Source organism: Paenibacillus cellulositrophicus (assembly GCF_009363095.1).
Taxonomy (GTDB): Bacteria; Bacillota; Bacilli; order Paenibacillales; family Paenibacillaceae; genus Paenibacillus_AQ; species Paenibacillus_AQ favisporus.
Window position 1 is genome coordinate 2,558,083 of the sequence record NZ_CP045295.1, and the last position, 14,261, is coordinate 2,572,343.

Below are 14,261 nucleotides of genomic sequence, written 5' to 3' on the forward strand. Positions count from 1 at the left end.
CGCTCTTTTCCGCTTATTGTAACATAGCCTACGTGAATCCGGGGCTGACGCCCTTACGATGAATTACTTGCTCCCTGCCTGATTGGACACTTGCATTCCCTGATGTGCCAAAGAGGCCGCCGCAGATTCGGCTTCTTGAAATGCCTTGGCCAGCACCTCATCCCTCTTCAAGGAATGATTGCCCTGTGCCCGGATGATTTGATAGTCGACGCCCATAAAATTAAACATCGATTTCAAATAACGATGGGAGTACTCAACCTCCGTGTACCAGTCCTGGTTCGTATAAATCCCGTCGCTTGCCTGAATGACGACAACGTTCCGGCCGTCGGTCAACAGACCGATCGATCCCTTGTCTGTATAGGCGAAGGTCTCTTTGGCAATCAGGATGTTATCCATATAATCTTTGAGCTTCGAAGGAATATTAAAGTTATGCAGCGGCATGGCGATGACGTACCTCTTGGCGCTCTTGAACTGCCGAAGGATATCCGACATCCGGGAAGTGAGCCGCTGCTCTTCTTCCGTTAAGTGCTCATTTTTTTGCATTTTTTCCTGTGCGCTGAAAAATAATCGATCAATGCAGGGCACATCTTCCGAATACAGATCAATTTGTTCGATAGGCCCCTCCGGATTTAGATTTCGATAAGCTTCTAAAAAGTGCCGGAGCACGGTCAAGCTTACGGATGAAGCGTCCTCCACTTTCGGATGCGCATTAATGACAAGCAGCTTTTCCATAAATTCTATCTCTCCCTCCTGGTTTCAACACTATTGAAGACAATTCACAATTTGATTTTGTGACAAGACGGAGAAATTATTCAAAAAAAAGCGGCCGGTCACAAAACCGGCTGTCTTCGCACTTTCAATATAGAGTTTCCATGAAACCGGTCACAGACCCAGCGCTTTCCCTTTTTCCAGACGCTGAATGTGCTTCTCCCCCTCATCGGACAAGGCACGGAACTGATTGATCGTATCCCGCATTTTCGGAAGCGCCGCCTGTTTGTAAGAGCTGATCGCTTCAAAGGCGGAGATGGCATCGGAGAAAGCCTGCTTGAGCGTGTCGACGGAGACGCTGGTTTCGATGGCCTGCTTCTGGATCGCTACGCCTTGGTCCTTTAACATCCGGGAGGTGCCGGCAATGATATTGTTCGTCGTTTGATTCAGCAGCTCGATCTTCTTGAGCACAATGCCTTGGTTGTACAGCGCACTGGCCACGGTCACTGCGATTTTCAGCGCCGAGATCGTGACGGTTTTGGCCCGGTCCACGCCCCGGATCAGCTCGCGGTTGTTGCGGATGACCACTTCATAGGCCATGATGCCCTGCTGGTTGACCACCAGCATCTGCTGAAGATCCATCACGCGCTGCCGCATCGGAAAGAGGACTTCCTCCGTAATAAAACGGACTTTTTCCGGATCTTCTCCCCTTTGCTTGGCCGCTTCGATTTGGGCCTCGATCGATTCGTCCATCATCGTCCCCAGCTGAATTTCTTTCTTCAGCGTCTTCGTCAGCTCACGGATCGTTTGCTGCTCCAGCTCCAGCGTCGTATTGTCGTTTTTGAGCGTCGTTTTCCCTTTGTCGAGAGATACGACAATGTCAGCAATGACGTCGTCTGCCTTCTCAAACTTCAAAAAGTATGCCCGCAGCGGGTTGAACAGCTTGCCGAGGAATCCCTTTTTGGCAAAGTCGATCAGACTGGGGTCCAGATCCTTCAGCTGCGTATGCAGTTCCGTCAGCCCTTTGGCAACGGCTCCCCCTTCGTCCCCGCCTTTGGAAAGATTGCCGACGGACACCTGCAGCAGGTTGTTCTTCTCGGAAGAAAGCTTCATCGTATCCAGCCCGAAGCTGTCGATCGATTGCAGAATCTTCTTGCGTTTGTCCAGCGACTCCACATCCAGCTCCATAATGGAAGCCACATTGGCATCAGCGATTTCTTTCAGCTTCGCTACCTCTTCCGGTACCGGCTTGACTTCCTCCTCGATCACAGCCTGGATCTGCTCCGCACTTGAGACACTCATCGTAAACGCCATATCTCATCCTCCCCCTTTGACTTCACCCTTACATTTGAACGTTGAACAGATTTCCGATCTTGTACACGACGTCATCGGTATCCGCATTGATGCTGGCGGCTTCGTTAATGCTGGAAATGCTTTGCAAAGCCTTAATGTTGGCGTTATAGCCAATGGTATAAATCGGAACTTTGTAGTTCTCAATCAGTCCTTTAATGTCGCTGAGCGAATTGCCTTTGTTCGTTTCACCGTCGCTTAGTACGAAAATAACGGGTTTCATGTTCGGATCGGCCGCCAGCTGATCCTTCAGCATCTTGAGCGCAACCACGATGCCGTCAAACGTCGCGGTCTGGCCGCTGGCCTGAAGGCTATTCACTGCGCCCACGAACATCGACTGCTGATTAACGTCGTATTTTCCGATCGGGAGCTGGATGGTCACGTCGTCGGAATAAGAAACCATGCCGATGCTGTTGTCTTTGCCCAAATATTTCTGGCCTTTGATCAGCGATTCCTTCAGGCGGTTCAGCGGCTCACCATCCATGCTGCCTGACGTATCCGCCACAAATACAGCCACAATCGGCTTGCTTCCGTTCTTCTTCTCTTTCCATACCTTCTGGGCGGATGTCAGCAGCTTCCCGTCAATCGGGGCCATCTCGGATTTGTAATCCTCCAGCCCGTTGAAGCCTTTGTCTTTCGCTGCTTTAACGTACTTATCCTGGGTTACGAATTCTGCGAACTTTTTCAAAATGGCCAGCTTCTCCGGCGTAGTATCGCCAAGCGCGTAGAGCGGGCTGTCGTGGCGCACGCCAAATGGAGTGAAGACATAGCCGCTTTTCAGGTCAGGTGCGTTGACGAACGTCTGGTACTCCAGAATGAACCCGTCGAGGGAGCCCGATGTGGCCGCATCCCGCATCTGGATCGTCGTCGAGGCAATGAACGGTACGTTGGCTTGGAATTTCTCAAACCCTTGAACCGCTTTATCGCTTAAAATATTGGAGCTGTCGAACGTATTCAGCGAGGTCACCAGGAAATTCAGGCCGGTCGAACTGGCAAAAGGATCCGTATAACCCATGACAAGCTCGTTGCTTGCGATCGCATCCGTTACCGTTTTGACATTGATGGAACCGTACTTTTCGACAAGTGCATCATATTTAGACTTCTTGATGACGATCCCTGGAACGTTGCCTACGAGGCGCTTAGACACCAATTGGGTTTTGACGCCGCTGGACTTAACCATCTCTCCCCATAATTCGTTGGAGGGCGTAAAGGCATCCGGTACGTATTTACCTGACATGATATAGTCCGCTGCCGTGCCGGAAGCGATGTTGCGGACCTTAACCGATACGGGAGTTCCGTTTACAGCCACATTCGCTTTATTGAACTCCGTCGCCGCCTCCGTGAGCCAGCCGTCCACGCCGGTTCCCGACTTCTCGGTCGATGAGAAGATCTCGACATAATGATCATTCGTGTTCGGCACCGTAATCGGAAATTTGCTGATATCCGGAAGGGATGAGGCCACATCCACCGGGTCCAGGTCAATTTGTCCTTTTACAGGCGTTGCCGTTGCGGGTGAAATCTTCGAATATAATTTATCCAGCCGTTTGGCTGCGTCTTCCGCGGTCACCTGGCCTTTCGATTTCCCGAGATTCGAGGTTACCGTAATTCCCCCGTACACGAGCGCAAATACAAAAATCAACACGATCACTGAAGTCAGAATAAACCTGCCCTTCTTCACATGAACACCTCTAATTCTTATAATATTTGGTTTGATTAATTAACAGATCGATTTCCTGCATGCAGGGCATCTTCTCGATGTCGCCGGCTTCGAAGCTGTCCAGGCGGGATATTTCCAGCAGGAGCTTATCCAGCTTGAGCAGGATCTCTTCATTAGTCGCCAGGGAGTTCTTGGTGAATGTTAAATACTCGTTGTAGATCTGCTTTCTTTCTTGGAGTAATTCTGGAGGTAGATGAGAGGCTTTAGATCCATTAAGACTTTTAAACTCGGATTCGTCGAATGCGCCCAGCCGGTTCAGGATGCTTTTGAGGTTGAGGTAAAATACGTTTTCTACCGCCTGGACCGTCGACATGAATTTTTTGTAGCTAAGCTCGCTCGGATCGAAACGCTGGGTCAACACGCCGACCAGTTTGTACTTCTTGCGTGCGATGCGGTCGAGCTGATTTAGAGCAATGGATATATCCGCTTCTAACGCTTTGACTTTCTTGTAGTACTGCAAGGCATTTACGTAGTCATCATGCGTCTGGATCTGTTTGACCGGTACGGCGGCCGGAGTCTTGGCGTTAACACTGTAAACCGAATAAATGAGGACCAGAACACTCGCCAGAAGGAAGGTAATCCCGAATGCCGTCGAAAAGGCGTTGCCGCCGATGTTAAGACCGATAAACCCCGGGGAGAACAGAACGATGTTCACGACGATGACCCCCAGAGTGATACCCAGCAGTTTTATGTATTTCATTCCCAATTAGGTTCGCACCTCCTTCATCACTAATCTCATCCTTTACCATATTCTACATGATGATGTTTTGGGATGTCATTTTTTGTAACGATTTATTTTTAATACGGTTTGTTCTCCGTTTTGGCTTCATTTATATAGATTCAACTAAAGTTTGCATTGAGCTTCCTTTTACAGCGGCTCACTAGAGGCCTATAACACGTTCATTTCTTTAGTTCATTCTATGTTAACGGGCTACTTATTTTCCTTATGCTCGGCAAGGTGGCAGTATGAACGAATGGAAGGAGATAGACTGGCGAAGAAAGCAGGGTCGGCATTTCGCTGGCCGCAAAAAGACAGCCGCTTAACAAGCCGGCTGCCTTTATTTTGGACGGAGCTATCGCACTTTCGCTAGATGCTGAATCGTTCAAGTGGATGATGGGGCAAGTACGTAAAATGTTCCTACGATCACTCTTGTTGAAAGCCAAGGCACATGCTTCCAGCTCTTCTCATGCAGCCCGGCGGCGCATTGTCAAAGAATACACGGCCGGGATCAGCGCAAGGGCGACCCCTATTCCACCCAGCCAGCCGGCTGCTGTCAGAGAGATGCTGTCCACAATAACGCCTCCGATAGCAGCCCCTGCAGCCATCCCCAACTGCACAATGGAGGTGTTCAAGCTTAAGATGATCCCCGAAGCCTGGGGAGCCATACCGATTAAGTACACTTGTTGAACCGGACCCATCGACCAAGCAAAGAAGGACCACAGCATCAGCAATGGGAGGACAAGCATAGAGTAATGGGAGAAGGCCGTCAGCAAAAATAAAATGCCCGAATGAAAGATCAGACCGCCTACCATCGTACGGGGGATCCCCCATTTGTCTGTACCATAGCCGCCAACTTGGGAGCCCAGGAGACTTGCCAGCCCAAATGCAAACAGCCCGATGCTTACCATCCGTTCGCTCATCCCCGTAATGGTCAGAAGAAACGGTGTGATATAGGTATACAGAATCGTATATCCCAATATCCAGAAAAAGCTGATGGACAACGCAACGAAGATCCGGGGCGATGTGAACAAGGCGAGCTGTTCCCGAATGGAAACAGGAGCCTCTCCCTCTGATTTGGGAATCGCCAGCAGAAGAACCAACATGGCGAGCAGGCTGAGCACCCCGATCCCCGTGAAAATGACCTTCCAGTCATACGAGCCCGCAACGACCCTTCCCAGAGGAACCCCCAGAATGAGCGCGAGATTAAAGCCCAAGAGAACGGTGGCGATCGAACCACCCTGCTTACCGGGACTTGCCATCTTGGCCGCTACGGTAAGGGCGACAACCATGAATACCCCGGTACTGATGGCCAAAATGATTCTTGCCCCCATCAGCGTGCCGTAACCGGTAGATGTGATGGTGATCAGGTTACCTATGAAAAACAAGCCCAAAGCCGACAGCATCAGCTTTTTCCGATCCATCCTTGCCGTGAGCGCAACCAGAATCGGAGTACCGATCGCATAGGCAAGCGAGTAGACGGTAATCAGCTGGCCGGCCGCCGCTACCGACACGCCAACGTCCTTTGCAAGCATATCCAGTATGCCGGCAATCACAAACTCAGAGGTTCCGACTAAAAAGCTGGCAATCGCCAATATATAAATTTTCCATCTCATATCGTATCTCTCCTAATCCAATCAATTTCATAGTTCTAAATCTGTAGAAATCATGGTTAAAAAAATAATATCTCTGCCCTTAGGCATCTAACGCCCCGATCGGGTCACTGCGCTCCATCATTACCGCTTGATGCTTGACGGTCGAGCTCTTGACGGACTATCGGTGCTACCTTGGTGCCGAGCAGCTCAATCGTTCGCAGCAACTCGCGATGAGGGAGCGTGCTGAAATCTACGTACATGAGGAATCGGGTCAGGCCCAGGTTTTTGTGCAGCAGTAAGATTTTCTCCGCTACATATTCAGGGTCCCCGACATAAAGAGCGCCATGAAGGCTGCAGGATGCATCGTATGAGTCACGTGTATAAGGAGACCAACCGCGTTCCCGTCCGATTCGGTTCATTTGGGCCGCCATCACAGGGTAATACCGCTCTGACGCCTCTTGTGTCGTATCGGATATAAAGCCATGCGAGTGCGTAGCAATCTGCAGCTGATTTGGATCATGCCCGGCTTTCACAGCCGCTTCCTTATAGAGCTCCACCAAGGGTGCGAATCGCTGCGGAAGTCCGCCAAGGATTGAGAAGACGATCGGAAGTCCCAGCAAGCCGGCCCGAATGGCCGATTCCGGGCTGCCGCCCGTGCCGATCCAGACCGGTAAAGGCTGCTGCACAGCACGAGGATAGATGCCCATATTGTCAATCGCAGGACGATGTCCGCCGCGCCATGTCACCCGCTCCGAAGCTCGGATCTTGAGCAGCAGTTCCAGCTTATCTTCGAACAATTCCTCGTAATCCTTCAGGTCATAGCCGAACAGCGGGAACGATTCGATGAACGAGCCTCGTCCGGCCATGATCTCAGCCCTCCCGTTCGACAGTCCGTCAAGCGTCGCAAAGCTCTGGTATACCCGCACCGGATCATCCGAAGACAACACCGTCACCGCGCTCGAGAGCCGGATGTTCTTTGTTGTCGCCGCAGCAGCAGCCAATATGACGGCTGGCGACGAGCTTGTATAGTCGATACGGTGATGCTCACCGATGGCAAAGACGTCAAGGCCGACTTGATCGGCCAATTGGATCTCTTCGATGGCTTGACGCAGACGCTCGGCATGTGAGACACCCCCTTTTTCGGGATCTGCGTGAAGAAACGTACTGATTCCAATCTCCATCGTATTTGCTTTGTCGCTCATAAGAGTGCACTCCTTCTTCATAGGGTATAGAGGATGACTTGTACAACCATCAATTCCTCAGTTCTAGAACTATCGAAATGTTGGTTAAAAAAATTACGCCATTAAATAAGGCGCAAATTTTTCCGCCACTTCCCGATTGACGTTATAGTGAATATACGATCCGCTTTTCCGTGAATCAATCAGACCGGAATCCGTCAGCTGCTTCAGATGATGCGACAGCGTCGAACCCGCAACTGAATCAAGCTTTTCACCGATGGCCGTGAAGCATAAATCGCTTTCTTTCGAGAGCAGCAAGGCGATCTTCAGCCGGGTTGGTTCCCCCAGAGCTTTATATACCTTAACGGCCTGCAGATCTGTTTGATGATCACCCATGATGATGCTCACCTCCTCCATCTATTCCGCAGTTCTATAACTATCGAAATCCAGTTTAGCATGATGCCGTTGGAAAGTAAAGGGCTCCACCTAGGAGCTGCAAATGGCCTGCTAGATCAATGAAAGGCAGCCGGTCCTTGGGCCGGCTGCTGCTTGGTTTTAGGTTTGGTTTTGCGTTTGGCGCATCCTTAGACACAAATAATAGAAGGTCGCGAATTGAGCCGCAATACCGTGATTTGCTCGTCTCCGATCACTTCACCACTGTCACGGAAGCCGAAGCTCTCATACAGCTTTTTGGCGGGCGTGTTATCAGCCTTGTAAGAAATCCAGCAGTATTGTGCAGGACCTGCCGGAAAAGTGCGGATAAACTCCAGCACTTTTTTCATGGCTTCCCGGCCGTAGCCTTTGTTTTGGTGCCGCTGATCCATCATCAGCCGCAGTATACAATAGCCGTCGTCTGCGATGGACGGGGTATCGTAACCGGTAATTTTATACGTAATCATCACAAAACCGACGGGCTGCTCATCCGCGTAAATGGCAAACGGAAAAGGATGCCCTCCATTGGTGGTAAGGACGTAACACGAAGCTACGCTGGACAAATTGGACGCAACGAAGCGGCGCTGATCTTCCGAAACTTCCAGTTTAAATATTTCGCGTCTGTTTTCGAGCGTGATTTTTCTGAGTGTAATCATGCAGGATTTCTCCCTTCCTTATCTTCGGCAAGATCACCGATTCGTTTTTGCGCCGCGGTCGCTTTAATAACATACAATCTATGCAAAAAAAGTAATAGACTTATATTGAATTTTTTTATAGACTATTATGTATCCATGGCATTTTTAGGAATATGTCTGTATGGCATTTAGGTTAACCGGCGCATCGTTGTGCCGGTTTTTTATTTTTATAACAATAATAAAAAATTAAAACCATTCATTATCCCCAGAATTAGCTTCTACGAACGGACTCATCATGTTTACGATTGAAACATTACATGGAGAAAGTATCGGTGGAATCAATTTAAACAGCATCGACGAGAGAAACGGAACGTTTAGTATCGGGATCGTGATCGATAAAGAGCACAAAAGCAAAACGAGAAACTCAACATATAAACGGAGAAGGGGCTGCCTAGCGCAGCTCTTTTTTTTTCTATAAATTCACCAAAGAAGAAAAGTACAGAGCCGTCGATTTTTCACAATACTCCTGATGGTGTTCTCTGTTATGATCTCGTTAGAACTTCCATAAATGAAGACACCTAAATACAAGTGATCTTGTATGTGTGAAGCTATTTCCAAAACCCGTTCTCGTTGAACACATGAGGAGGTGAGTTGCACGATGGAAATACCCGGTACTATTTATCCAAAACAGATGTCATTGCTTGATCAGAAGACTATGCCGCTCTATGTCCCACGTGATGGAATTTGGCTCCGCCTTGCCCTCACATTGGAAGGAACGGTACGCCGGAGTTCTTATGCCAAGCAAATCCTTTGCTCACAGCAATTTAACGCCGCACGAACGCGCTGGACTCTTGCCGATTTGACTTTTCTGCAATCAGCACTTGAGCTGCTTTACAATACACAGGGACAGATCCGTATGAGTACCCTTGCCGCTGAATGCGATCTTTCATTGCGCCAATTTGAGCGGCGATTTAAGCAGTGCATAGGCGTTTCGCCCAAGGTGTTCGCACGTCTCCTCCGCTTCGAGGCGCTGCTTATCTCATTGATACAAGGGCCAGCCACTTCTCTCGCTGACGTCTCTTCCCATCTTGGCTATCATGATCAAGCCCATGTCATCCATGAATTCAAGACATGGGCAGGCTGCACGCCAACGGCGTTTCTCGCACGGGCTAAACAGCGGATGATGCAAAAGCCTATTGTTCCCGACCCTCGTAGTGCCCCTATTCCCTTATATATCGTCTAGAAAAAGAAGGAGCTGATGTAGTATGTCTCACACAGAGCAATCTTTTCAAATTCCCTGGCAAGGTATTCATCACATTGCCTTGAATACAGCGGATCTGGACGCAACGATTCGCTTCTACCGGGATGTGTTGGGGATGCAAGCCAGTGATATCGCCCCGTCCCAAGAAGGGCGCGGCAGGCATTGTCTTATTTTGGTTAAACCCAACGACGACAACGTATGGGGCTTCCATTTCTTTGAACGAACGATAGCAAGGACAACGCTGGGCGCTTCAGATACCCATCCGCAGAGTTTCGTCCCCCATGTGGCCCTGCGGCTCCCGAACGGGAATGCAGTACAAGCCTTGCGCGAGCGTTTGAGCTATGCTCATGTTTCCGTTACAGAGATTCCCGAACTGGGGACATTTGTGTTTTTTGACAACAATGGTCTATGTTTAGAAGTCACTTGGCCCAAAGGCGAACATGTCTCTTCGTGATGAGGCTTTGTTCGTTTTTTCTGCCTTTTAAAAGCAAAAAAGTCACAGCCACGGATCGTGGCTGTGACTTTTCGCGCTAAAGATCAATAAGCACGCTTCGGCTGGCATTGTCCCACGCTACGGAGATGCCGAAGGCCGCAGTAAGCGCGCGGATCGGCACGTAGGTCAAGCCTCCGATCAGAATGGGCTGAAGCTCCGGGGAGGCCAGCTTGCCGTCGATCCACAGCTGCGGCCGCAGATACGAAGAAACCGACTTCTGGGGCGGTTTAGAGCGGATCAAGACGCTCCATGAGGAGGCATCCCAGACGACGGATTGACCTGCGAGCTTCGCCGCTGAACGAAGAGGAAGCATCGCACGGCCTTCCCTCAATAACGGCCGCAAATCCTCGCTAATGGACGGCACACCGTTCACTGACAGAAAAGGCTTGCTCGACGGCAGCAGCTCCATATGATCAAAGTGGCTGCCTCCTTCTCCCGGCCCGCCTGACACATGGAGACTTCCTTTGCTCCCCACAGGCTTCATGCTGCCGTCGGCTGCCTTTCCAAGGGCCGGCAAGAGGAACGAAACGTCGTAATAACCGAATTGCTGCTTGCCTTCATACAACAGCAGAGCCGAGTCAACAGGGTAAGATGGCGTCCTCGATGATATTGAAGGAGAGGATGTGTACGAGTCGCTCTCTGGAACCCAAAAAACATAAACGGAGTCTGAGAAAAACATAGGCTGATGGCCCTTTAGATGCACTTGCTCGCCAAAGCGGGGTGTCTCCGGAGCTATGGACAGAAATTCCGTTCGTTTGAAGAAAGAGTTGTAATCCTGTATCGCCTTCATGTCCGTCAACTTGAGAAACTGGTCTCCGCTCTCCCAATAAATAGCATCCAAATAAACAAAGACAGAAGCACTGCTGCCTTGGGCAAAGGTTAGACCCAGTCCGTAAAAGAATGCCTCTGGCGCAGGATTGAACGGTTTTACCGGCTTGCCTGCGGCCGCGAATTTCTTGACAATGCCGCAAATTTTGTTCAGGCGCGGACGGTCTTCCTTGCGAGCACCATATAGTGTGTCATACAGCATATCTCCACCGGCAATGATTGCACGAGTTAGCGTATCCGGGCCGCAAGAAGCTGCCAGCCGGGAAAAAGAATCCGAGGGCGAAGCGCTCGATTGCGGATTGGTGGAAGCCGAAGCGGGGGGCACGGCCAGCGTAAACAGCAGACTTGTAACAAACAGCAGGACGCAAGCCCTGCTGGTCAGGTGCTTTCTCCAGCCTAAAAATTTGCGGATCAAATCGTGTTTTCTCATCTGCTCCCCCCCTCAAGATCTGAAGTCATGTAATTCCTCCTTGTTTCTCCCAATGAAACTTCATTCCAGATATTCCATAGTTCCATTTTATGGGATTACTATCTGAGATTCCAGCACATCTTCGGCATCACCTAACATGATGCCGGCAATCGTCTGGAAATCCTCATAACCGATCTCAAATTGCCCATAGCGGAATGCATATCCCCAGTTGCGCTTCCCGCGGGTAAAGGTAAGCCGGTCCAATAGAGGGGCAATCTTCACTTCACGGCATGGAAGGTAACGGATATCCCGGCGAAAAGGCACAAAGGATTCGGACATCGGATACTCGTAGACCCTGTCACCGGTCACCTGCCCAATGGCGGTAAACGCTTGAAGCGGTTCCCCTTTCGACCTGTCGGTTCGTGGAGAGTAGTATATGAGCCAATCGCCGGGACTCATCCGGCGCAAAGGCGCTGCTTTTCCATGACAGAGCTGGGCAAAACCGCCTTGAACCCCTCGCTTCACATGAGAGGCAGATACAACACCGATCCAGTAGCGGCTGTTTTGCCGATTTGCGGTAACCGGCATGGTTTGATCTTCGAATTTCTTTTCCAATATGGGTGCCTCCTTAATAAATCATCTCCTATGACTATATAAAAACGCTGCTGACAACTGTCTGTCAGTAGCGTTTTAGCATTCGGGTACAAACCTTTGTTCTGGCGCACGAACCGGAATGACATATCGATCTAAGACATCAACCTATTGAGCAAGGGTCCAAACTCTAACTAGGAATCTAAAAAGGTAACAAATTGATATAGTTCCAAATACCCTATTGCTTTTGAACTATTTTCCATTATAATCTACTAAATAAAGGTATTTTAGACTAGGAGGTTTTTATTGAAAAAGCTTATATTTCTTATTAGCGCCATACTGCTCTTTGGTGCCCTAACAGGGTGTAGCAAAACTGATCCGGTAACAGAAGAATTACTATCTTACATTAATGAACAGATGTCTCCTTTGGGCAAAGAGGAGCATGAGTTAGTTAGTACCTATGAAAGTATAACCGGAGCTAATTATACAGATGACGAAACATCTTACAACATTTTGATAGACGAAGTAATACCTGGTTACAACCAGTTCATTAAGAAAGTAGAAGGAATCAATATTGAATCAAAAGAGTTGAGAGAAGTACATAATATTTATATAGACGCATTAAATCTTCAGAACTCAGCGTTCACAACGATAGCTTCTGCTATAGAACAACAGGATATGATGACTGTTACTGAAGCGAATGAAAAACTTTCAGAGGCTAGGAAGATGATGAGAGAATATCAAGCCGGATTAAAAGAACTAGCTGAAAAATATAATGTAAAACTAGAAAATAACGAAAATAACTCCTAACCTTTTGGGAGTTATTTTTTATTAAAAAGGAGCTGCGTTTTAGGTGAAATCATCCAGATTATTTATTCCTGACTAATCCTGAGAAAAACGAAAAAACTTGCTAAGCGGAATGGTGTGAACCTCCGGGTATCCCTTGGCTTGCAGCAAACAGCTTAAAGCATGATCATAATCCTCCTCTTGCTGAAAGAGTACCGTGATATGGCAGTGTGCTAGTGCCACATGATCCGTCAGATGTTCGGCGATGTGGTACAACATGCGTTCTTCGCTTTTCTCCAAACTTGTAGATGAAAATACATGCGCCGTGATATGGTTTTCTCTTTTGTCCTCTCCTATTCCATCCTTAAGCCATGGAAAATCCTCATCACGGCTTGGCCGCCCCTCATCCACAATGATAATCCGGCAATCTTTACCGTTCATGGCAACATCCCATGCTTCCAAATCTTTTAACCTCAGGATTCTTTGAAGTTGTCTTAAAAAATTGATGTTCATATTAGGCTCCTTTCAAAACGGAACTTACACCTGATTGACGACTACTTGATTCAGTCTATACCCTTCCTATCGTCACAGGTCCCTATGGTATACTTGTATCGTAAATCAGCCTCAATGATCATGCTGATACCTTGAACGAAACCCAATCCTACAGGTGGTGATCGACATTAATGACGGTACATAACAGCAGGGCGAAAACGATGGGAGCGTTCCTCAAATCGCGCAGGGAACGTCTCTCGCCAGAGGATGCGGGATTAAACTTCTCCAGCGGTCAGCGCAAAACACCCGGCCTTCGGCGGGAGGAGGTAGCCATCCTGGCAGGCGTAAGCGCCACTTATTATACGTGGCTGGAGCAAGGAAGAGAGCTATCCGCCTCCAGGGAAGTCATCGAGAGCATTGCCAATGCGCTTCAACTGTCTCCGGACGAGAGAGGCCATTTGCTTCAGCTGTGGAATCCTTATGGGCCCGATTCAAATTCTGCGAGTTCGGCGCCTCCCGTTGCCGTGGATCTACAGCTGCAGAAGATCATCGATCAAGTAGCCTACCCCTCATATATCACCAATAAGAGAACTGAAGTTCTCGCTTGGAACGAGGCGGCCAGCAGAATGTTAACCGATTTTGCTTCCATTCCAGCCGAGGAGCGTTCATTAATTCGGTTGGCTTTCGAAAATGAAGAATTGCGCCGACGGATCGTGAATATCGATGAATTCGCGAGTTATGGGGTCGCCGTGTTCAGAACCCATTATGATAAACACCGGGACGATCCTTGGTTTGAAACAACGGTAGAGCATCTGATCCAAAGCAGCGAGGAATTTAACCGCTTGTGGAAGCCGTATGAGATTCGACTCAAGAAATTAGACCGGGTTATTTTGCAGCCCTCGGCCTCTGATACCCCTGTGGCTTATGACATCCGGCCGCTCGCGAATCTGTCCGACAGCCCGGATCTGCACATCTGCGTCTATATGCCGGCTGCAGTGGATAAGAAAGACTGACGGGTAATATTTTTACTAGTAAAAACGCTGTGTGGTTGCCTCAAGTTGGTTCGCT

Annotated in this window: 15 protein-coding genes; 4 read left to right on the forward strand and 11 right to left on the reverse strand. The window is 49.1% G+C overall.

Features of this window, described 5'->3' with window-relative positions; translation table 11 throughout:
- Nucleotides 1-63 precede the first annotated feature (63 nt).
- From GCU45_RS11535 to GCU45_RS11570, 8 genes are all read right to left on the reverse strand, one after another.
- On the reverse strand, nt 64-732 hold the full coding sequence (locus GCU45_RS11535; RefSeq protein ID WP_152399032.1) for an FMN-dependent NADH-azoreductase: 669 nt from the start codon (nt 730-732) through the stop codon (nt 64-66).
- A gap of 150 nt (nt 733-882) precedes the next feature.
- Nucleotides 883-2,022 carry a toxic anion resistance protein gene (locus GCU45_RS11540; protein ID WP_152399033.1) on the reverse strand — a complete coding sequence of 380 codons (1,140 nt, stop codon included), beginning with the start codon at nt 2,020-2,022 and terminating at the stop codon, nt 883-885.
- A 28-nt stretch (nt 2,023-2,050) separates the two neighbouring features.
- Nucleotides 2,051-3,736, reverse strand: a complete 1,686-nt coding sequence (locus GCU45_RS11545; RefSeq protein WP_152399034.1) for a vWA domain-containing protein — start codon at nt 3,734-3,736, stop codon at nt 2,051-2,053.
- Between the two features lie 10 nt (nt 3,737-3,746).
- Nucleotides 3,747-4,475: a hypothetical protein gene (locus GCU45_RS11550; protein WP_152402987.1), complete on the reverse strand. Its 729-nt coding sequence runs from the start codon at nt 4,473-4,475 to the stop codon at nt 3,747-3,749.
- Nucleotides 4,476-4,960: 485 nt separating this feature from the next.
- The gene (locus tag GCU45_RS11555) at nt 4,961-6,109 is read right to left on the reverse strand and encodes an MFS transporter (protein WP_152399035.1); all 1,149 of its coding nucleotides are present in this window, start codon (nt 6,107-6,109) and stop codon (nt 4,961-4,963) included.
- Between the two features lie 104 nt (nt 6,110-6,213).
- Nucleotides 6,214-7,290 (reverse strand): LLM class flavin-dependent oxidoreductase, encoded by a 1,077-nt coding sequence (locus tag GCU45_RS11560; protein ID WP_152399036.1) that lies wholly within the window; start codon nt 7,288-7,290, stop codon nt 6,214-6,216.
- Between the two features lie 93 nt (nt 7,291-7,383).
- The gene (locus GCU45_RS11565; RefSeq protein ID WP_152399037.1) at nt 7,384-7,662 is read right to left on the reverse strand and encodes an ArsR/SmtB family transcription factor; all 279 of its coding nucleotides are present in this window, start codon (nt 7,660-7,662) and stop codon (nt 7,384-7,386) included.
- Nucleotides 7,663-7,850: 188 nt separating this feature from the next.
- The gene (locus GCU45_RS11570) at nt 7,851-8,354 is read right to left on the reverse strand and encodes a GNAT family N-acetyltransferase (RefSeq protein ID WP_152399038.1); all 504 of its coding nucleotides are present in this window, start codon (nt 8,352-8,354) and stop codon (nt 7,851-7,853) included.
- A gap of 637 nt (nt 8,355-8,991) precedes the next feature.
- On the opposite strand from GCU45_RS11570, the gene GCU45_RS11580 reads away from it, so the two are divergent.
- Nucleotides 8,992-9,576, forward strand: coding sequence for a helix-turn-helix domain-containing protein (locus GCU45_RS11580; RefSeq protein WP_152399039.1), 585 nt, complete (start codon nt 8,992-8,994; stop codon nt 9,574-9,576).
- A gap of 22 nt (nt 9,577-9,598) precedes the next feature.
- Complete coding sequence (locus GCU45_RS11585; RefSeq protein ID WP_152399040.1) at nt 9,599-10,048, forward strand: VOC family protein; 450 nt, start codon at nt 9,599-9,601, stop codon at nt 10,046-10,048.
- A 76-nt stretch (nt 10,049-10,124) separates the two neighbouring features.
- On the opposite strand, the gene GCU45_RS11590 is transcribed toward GCU45_RS11585, so the two are convergent.
- Nucleotides 10,125-11,345 (reverse strand): copper amine oxidase N-terminal domain-containing protein, encoded by a 1,221-nt coding sequence (locus tag GCU45_RS11590; RefSeq protein WP_152399041.1) that lies wholly within the window; start codon nt 11,343-11,345, stop codon nt 10,125-10,127.
- Between the two features lie 87 nt (nt 11,346-11,432).
- Nucleotides 11,433-11,912, reverse strand: coding sequence for an EVE domain-containing protein (locus tag GCU45_RS11595; RefSeq protein WP_152402989.1), 480 nt, complete (start codon nt 11,910-11,912; stop codon nt 11,433-11,435).
- Nucleotides 11,913-12,221: 309 nt separating this feature from the next.
- On the opposite strand from GCU45_RS11595, the gene GCU45_RS11600 reads away from it, so the two are divergent.
- A complete protein-coding gene (locus GCU45_RS11600) occupies nt 12,222-12,725 on the forward strand; it encodes a hypothetical protein (protein WP_152399042.1) in 504 nt (167 codons plus the stop codon).
- Between the two features lie 72 nt (nt 12,726-12,797).
- Here the strand turns inward: GCU45_RS11600 and GCU45_RS11605 are convergent, their stop codons facing one another.
- Complete coding sequence (locus GCU45_RS11605) at nt 12,798-13,214, reverse strand: hypothetical protein (RefSeq protein WP_152399043.1); 417 nt, start codon at nt 13,212-13,214, stop codon at nt 12,798-12,800.
- A 170-nt stretch (nt 13,215-13,384) separates the two neighbouring features.
- Between GCU45_RS11605 and GCU45_RS11610 the strand changes: the two genes are divergently transcribed.
- Nucleotides 13,385-14,206, forward strand: a complete 822-nt coding sequence (locus GCU45_RS11610) for a helix-turn-helix transcriptional regulator (protein WP_152399044.1) — start codon at nt 13,385-13,387, stop codon at nt 14,204-14,206.
- Nucleotides 14,207-14,261 lie beyond the last annotated feature (55 nt).

What these genes read in the sequence shown, in the direction of transcription:
- GCU45_RS11535 (WP_152399032.1), bottom strand. Translation starts at nt 732, where the DNA reads ATGGAAAAGCTGCTTGTCATTAATGCGCATCCGAAAGTGGAGGACGCT.
- GCU45_RS11540 (WP_152399033.1), bottom strand. Translation starts at nt 2,022, where the DNA reads ATGGCGTTTACGATGAGTGTCTCAAGTGCGGAGCAGATCCAGGCTGTG.
- GCU45_RS11550 (WP_152402987.1), bottom strand. Translation starts at nt 4,475, where the DNA reads ATGAAATACATAAAACTGCTGGGTATCACTCTGGGGGTCATCGTCGTG.
- GCU45_RS11555 (WP_152399035.1), bottom strand. Translation starts at nt 6,109, where the DNA reads ATGAGATGGAAAATTTATATATTGGCGATTGCCAGCTTTTTAGTCGGA.
- GCU45_RS11560 (WP_152399036.1), bottom strand. Translation starts at nt 7,290, where the DNA reads ATGAGCGACAAAGCAAATACGATGGAGATTGGAATCAGTACGTTTCTT.
- GCU45_RS11565 (WP_152399037.1), bottom strand. Translation starts at nt 7,662, where the DNA reads ATGGGTGATCATCAAACAGATCTGCAGGCCGTTAAGGTATATAAAGCT.
- GCU45_RS11570 (WP_152399038.1), bottom strand. Translation starts at nt 8,354, where the DNA reads ATGATTACACTCAGAAAAATCACGCTCGAAAACAGACGCGAAATATTT.
- GCU45_RS11580 (WP_152399039.1), top strand. Translation starts at nt 8,992, where the DNA reads ATGGAAATACCCGGTACTATTTATCCAAAACAGATGTCATTGCTTGAT.
- GCU45_RS11585 (WP_152399040.1), top strand. Translation starts at nt 9,599, where the DNA reads ATGTCTCACACAGAGCAATCTTTTCAAATTCCCTGGCAAGGTATTCAT.
- GCU45_RS11590 (WP_152399041.1), bottom strand. Translation starts at nt 11,345, where the DNA reads ATGAGAAAACACGATTTGATCCGCAAATTTTTAGGCTGGAGAAAGCAC.
- GCU45_RS11595 (WP_152402989.1), bottom strand. Translation starts at nt 11,912, where the DNA reads ATGCCGGTTACCGCAAATCGGCAAAACAGCCGCTACTGGATCGGTGTT.
- GCU45_RS11605 (WP_152399043.1), bottom strand. Translation starts at nt 13,214, where the DNA reads ATGAACATCAATTTTTTAAGACAACTTCAAAGAATCCTGAGGTTAAAA.
- GCU45_RS11610 (WP_152399044.1), top strand. Translation starts at nt 13,385, where the DNA reads ATGACGGTACATAACAGCAGGGCGAAAACGATGGGAGCGTTCCTCAAA.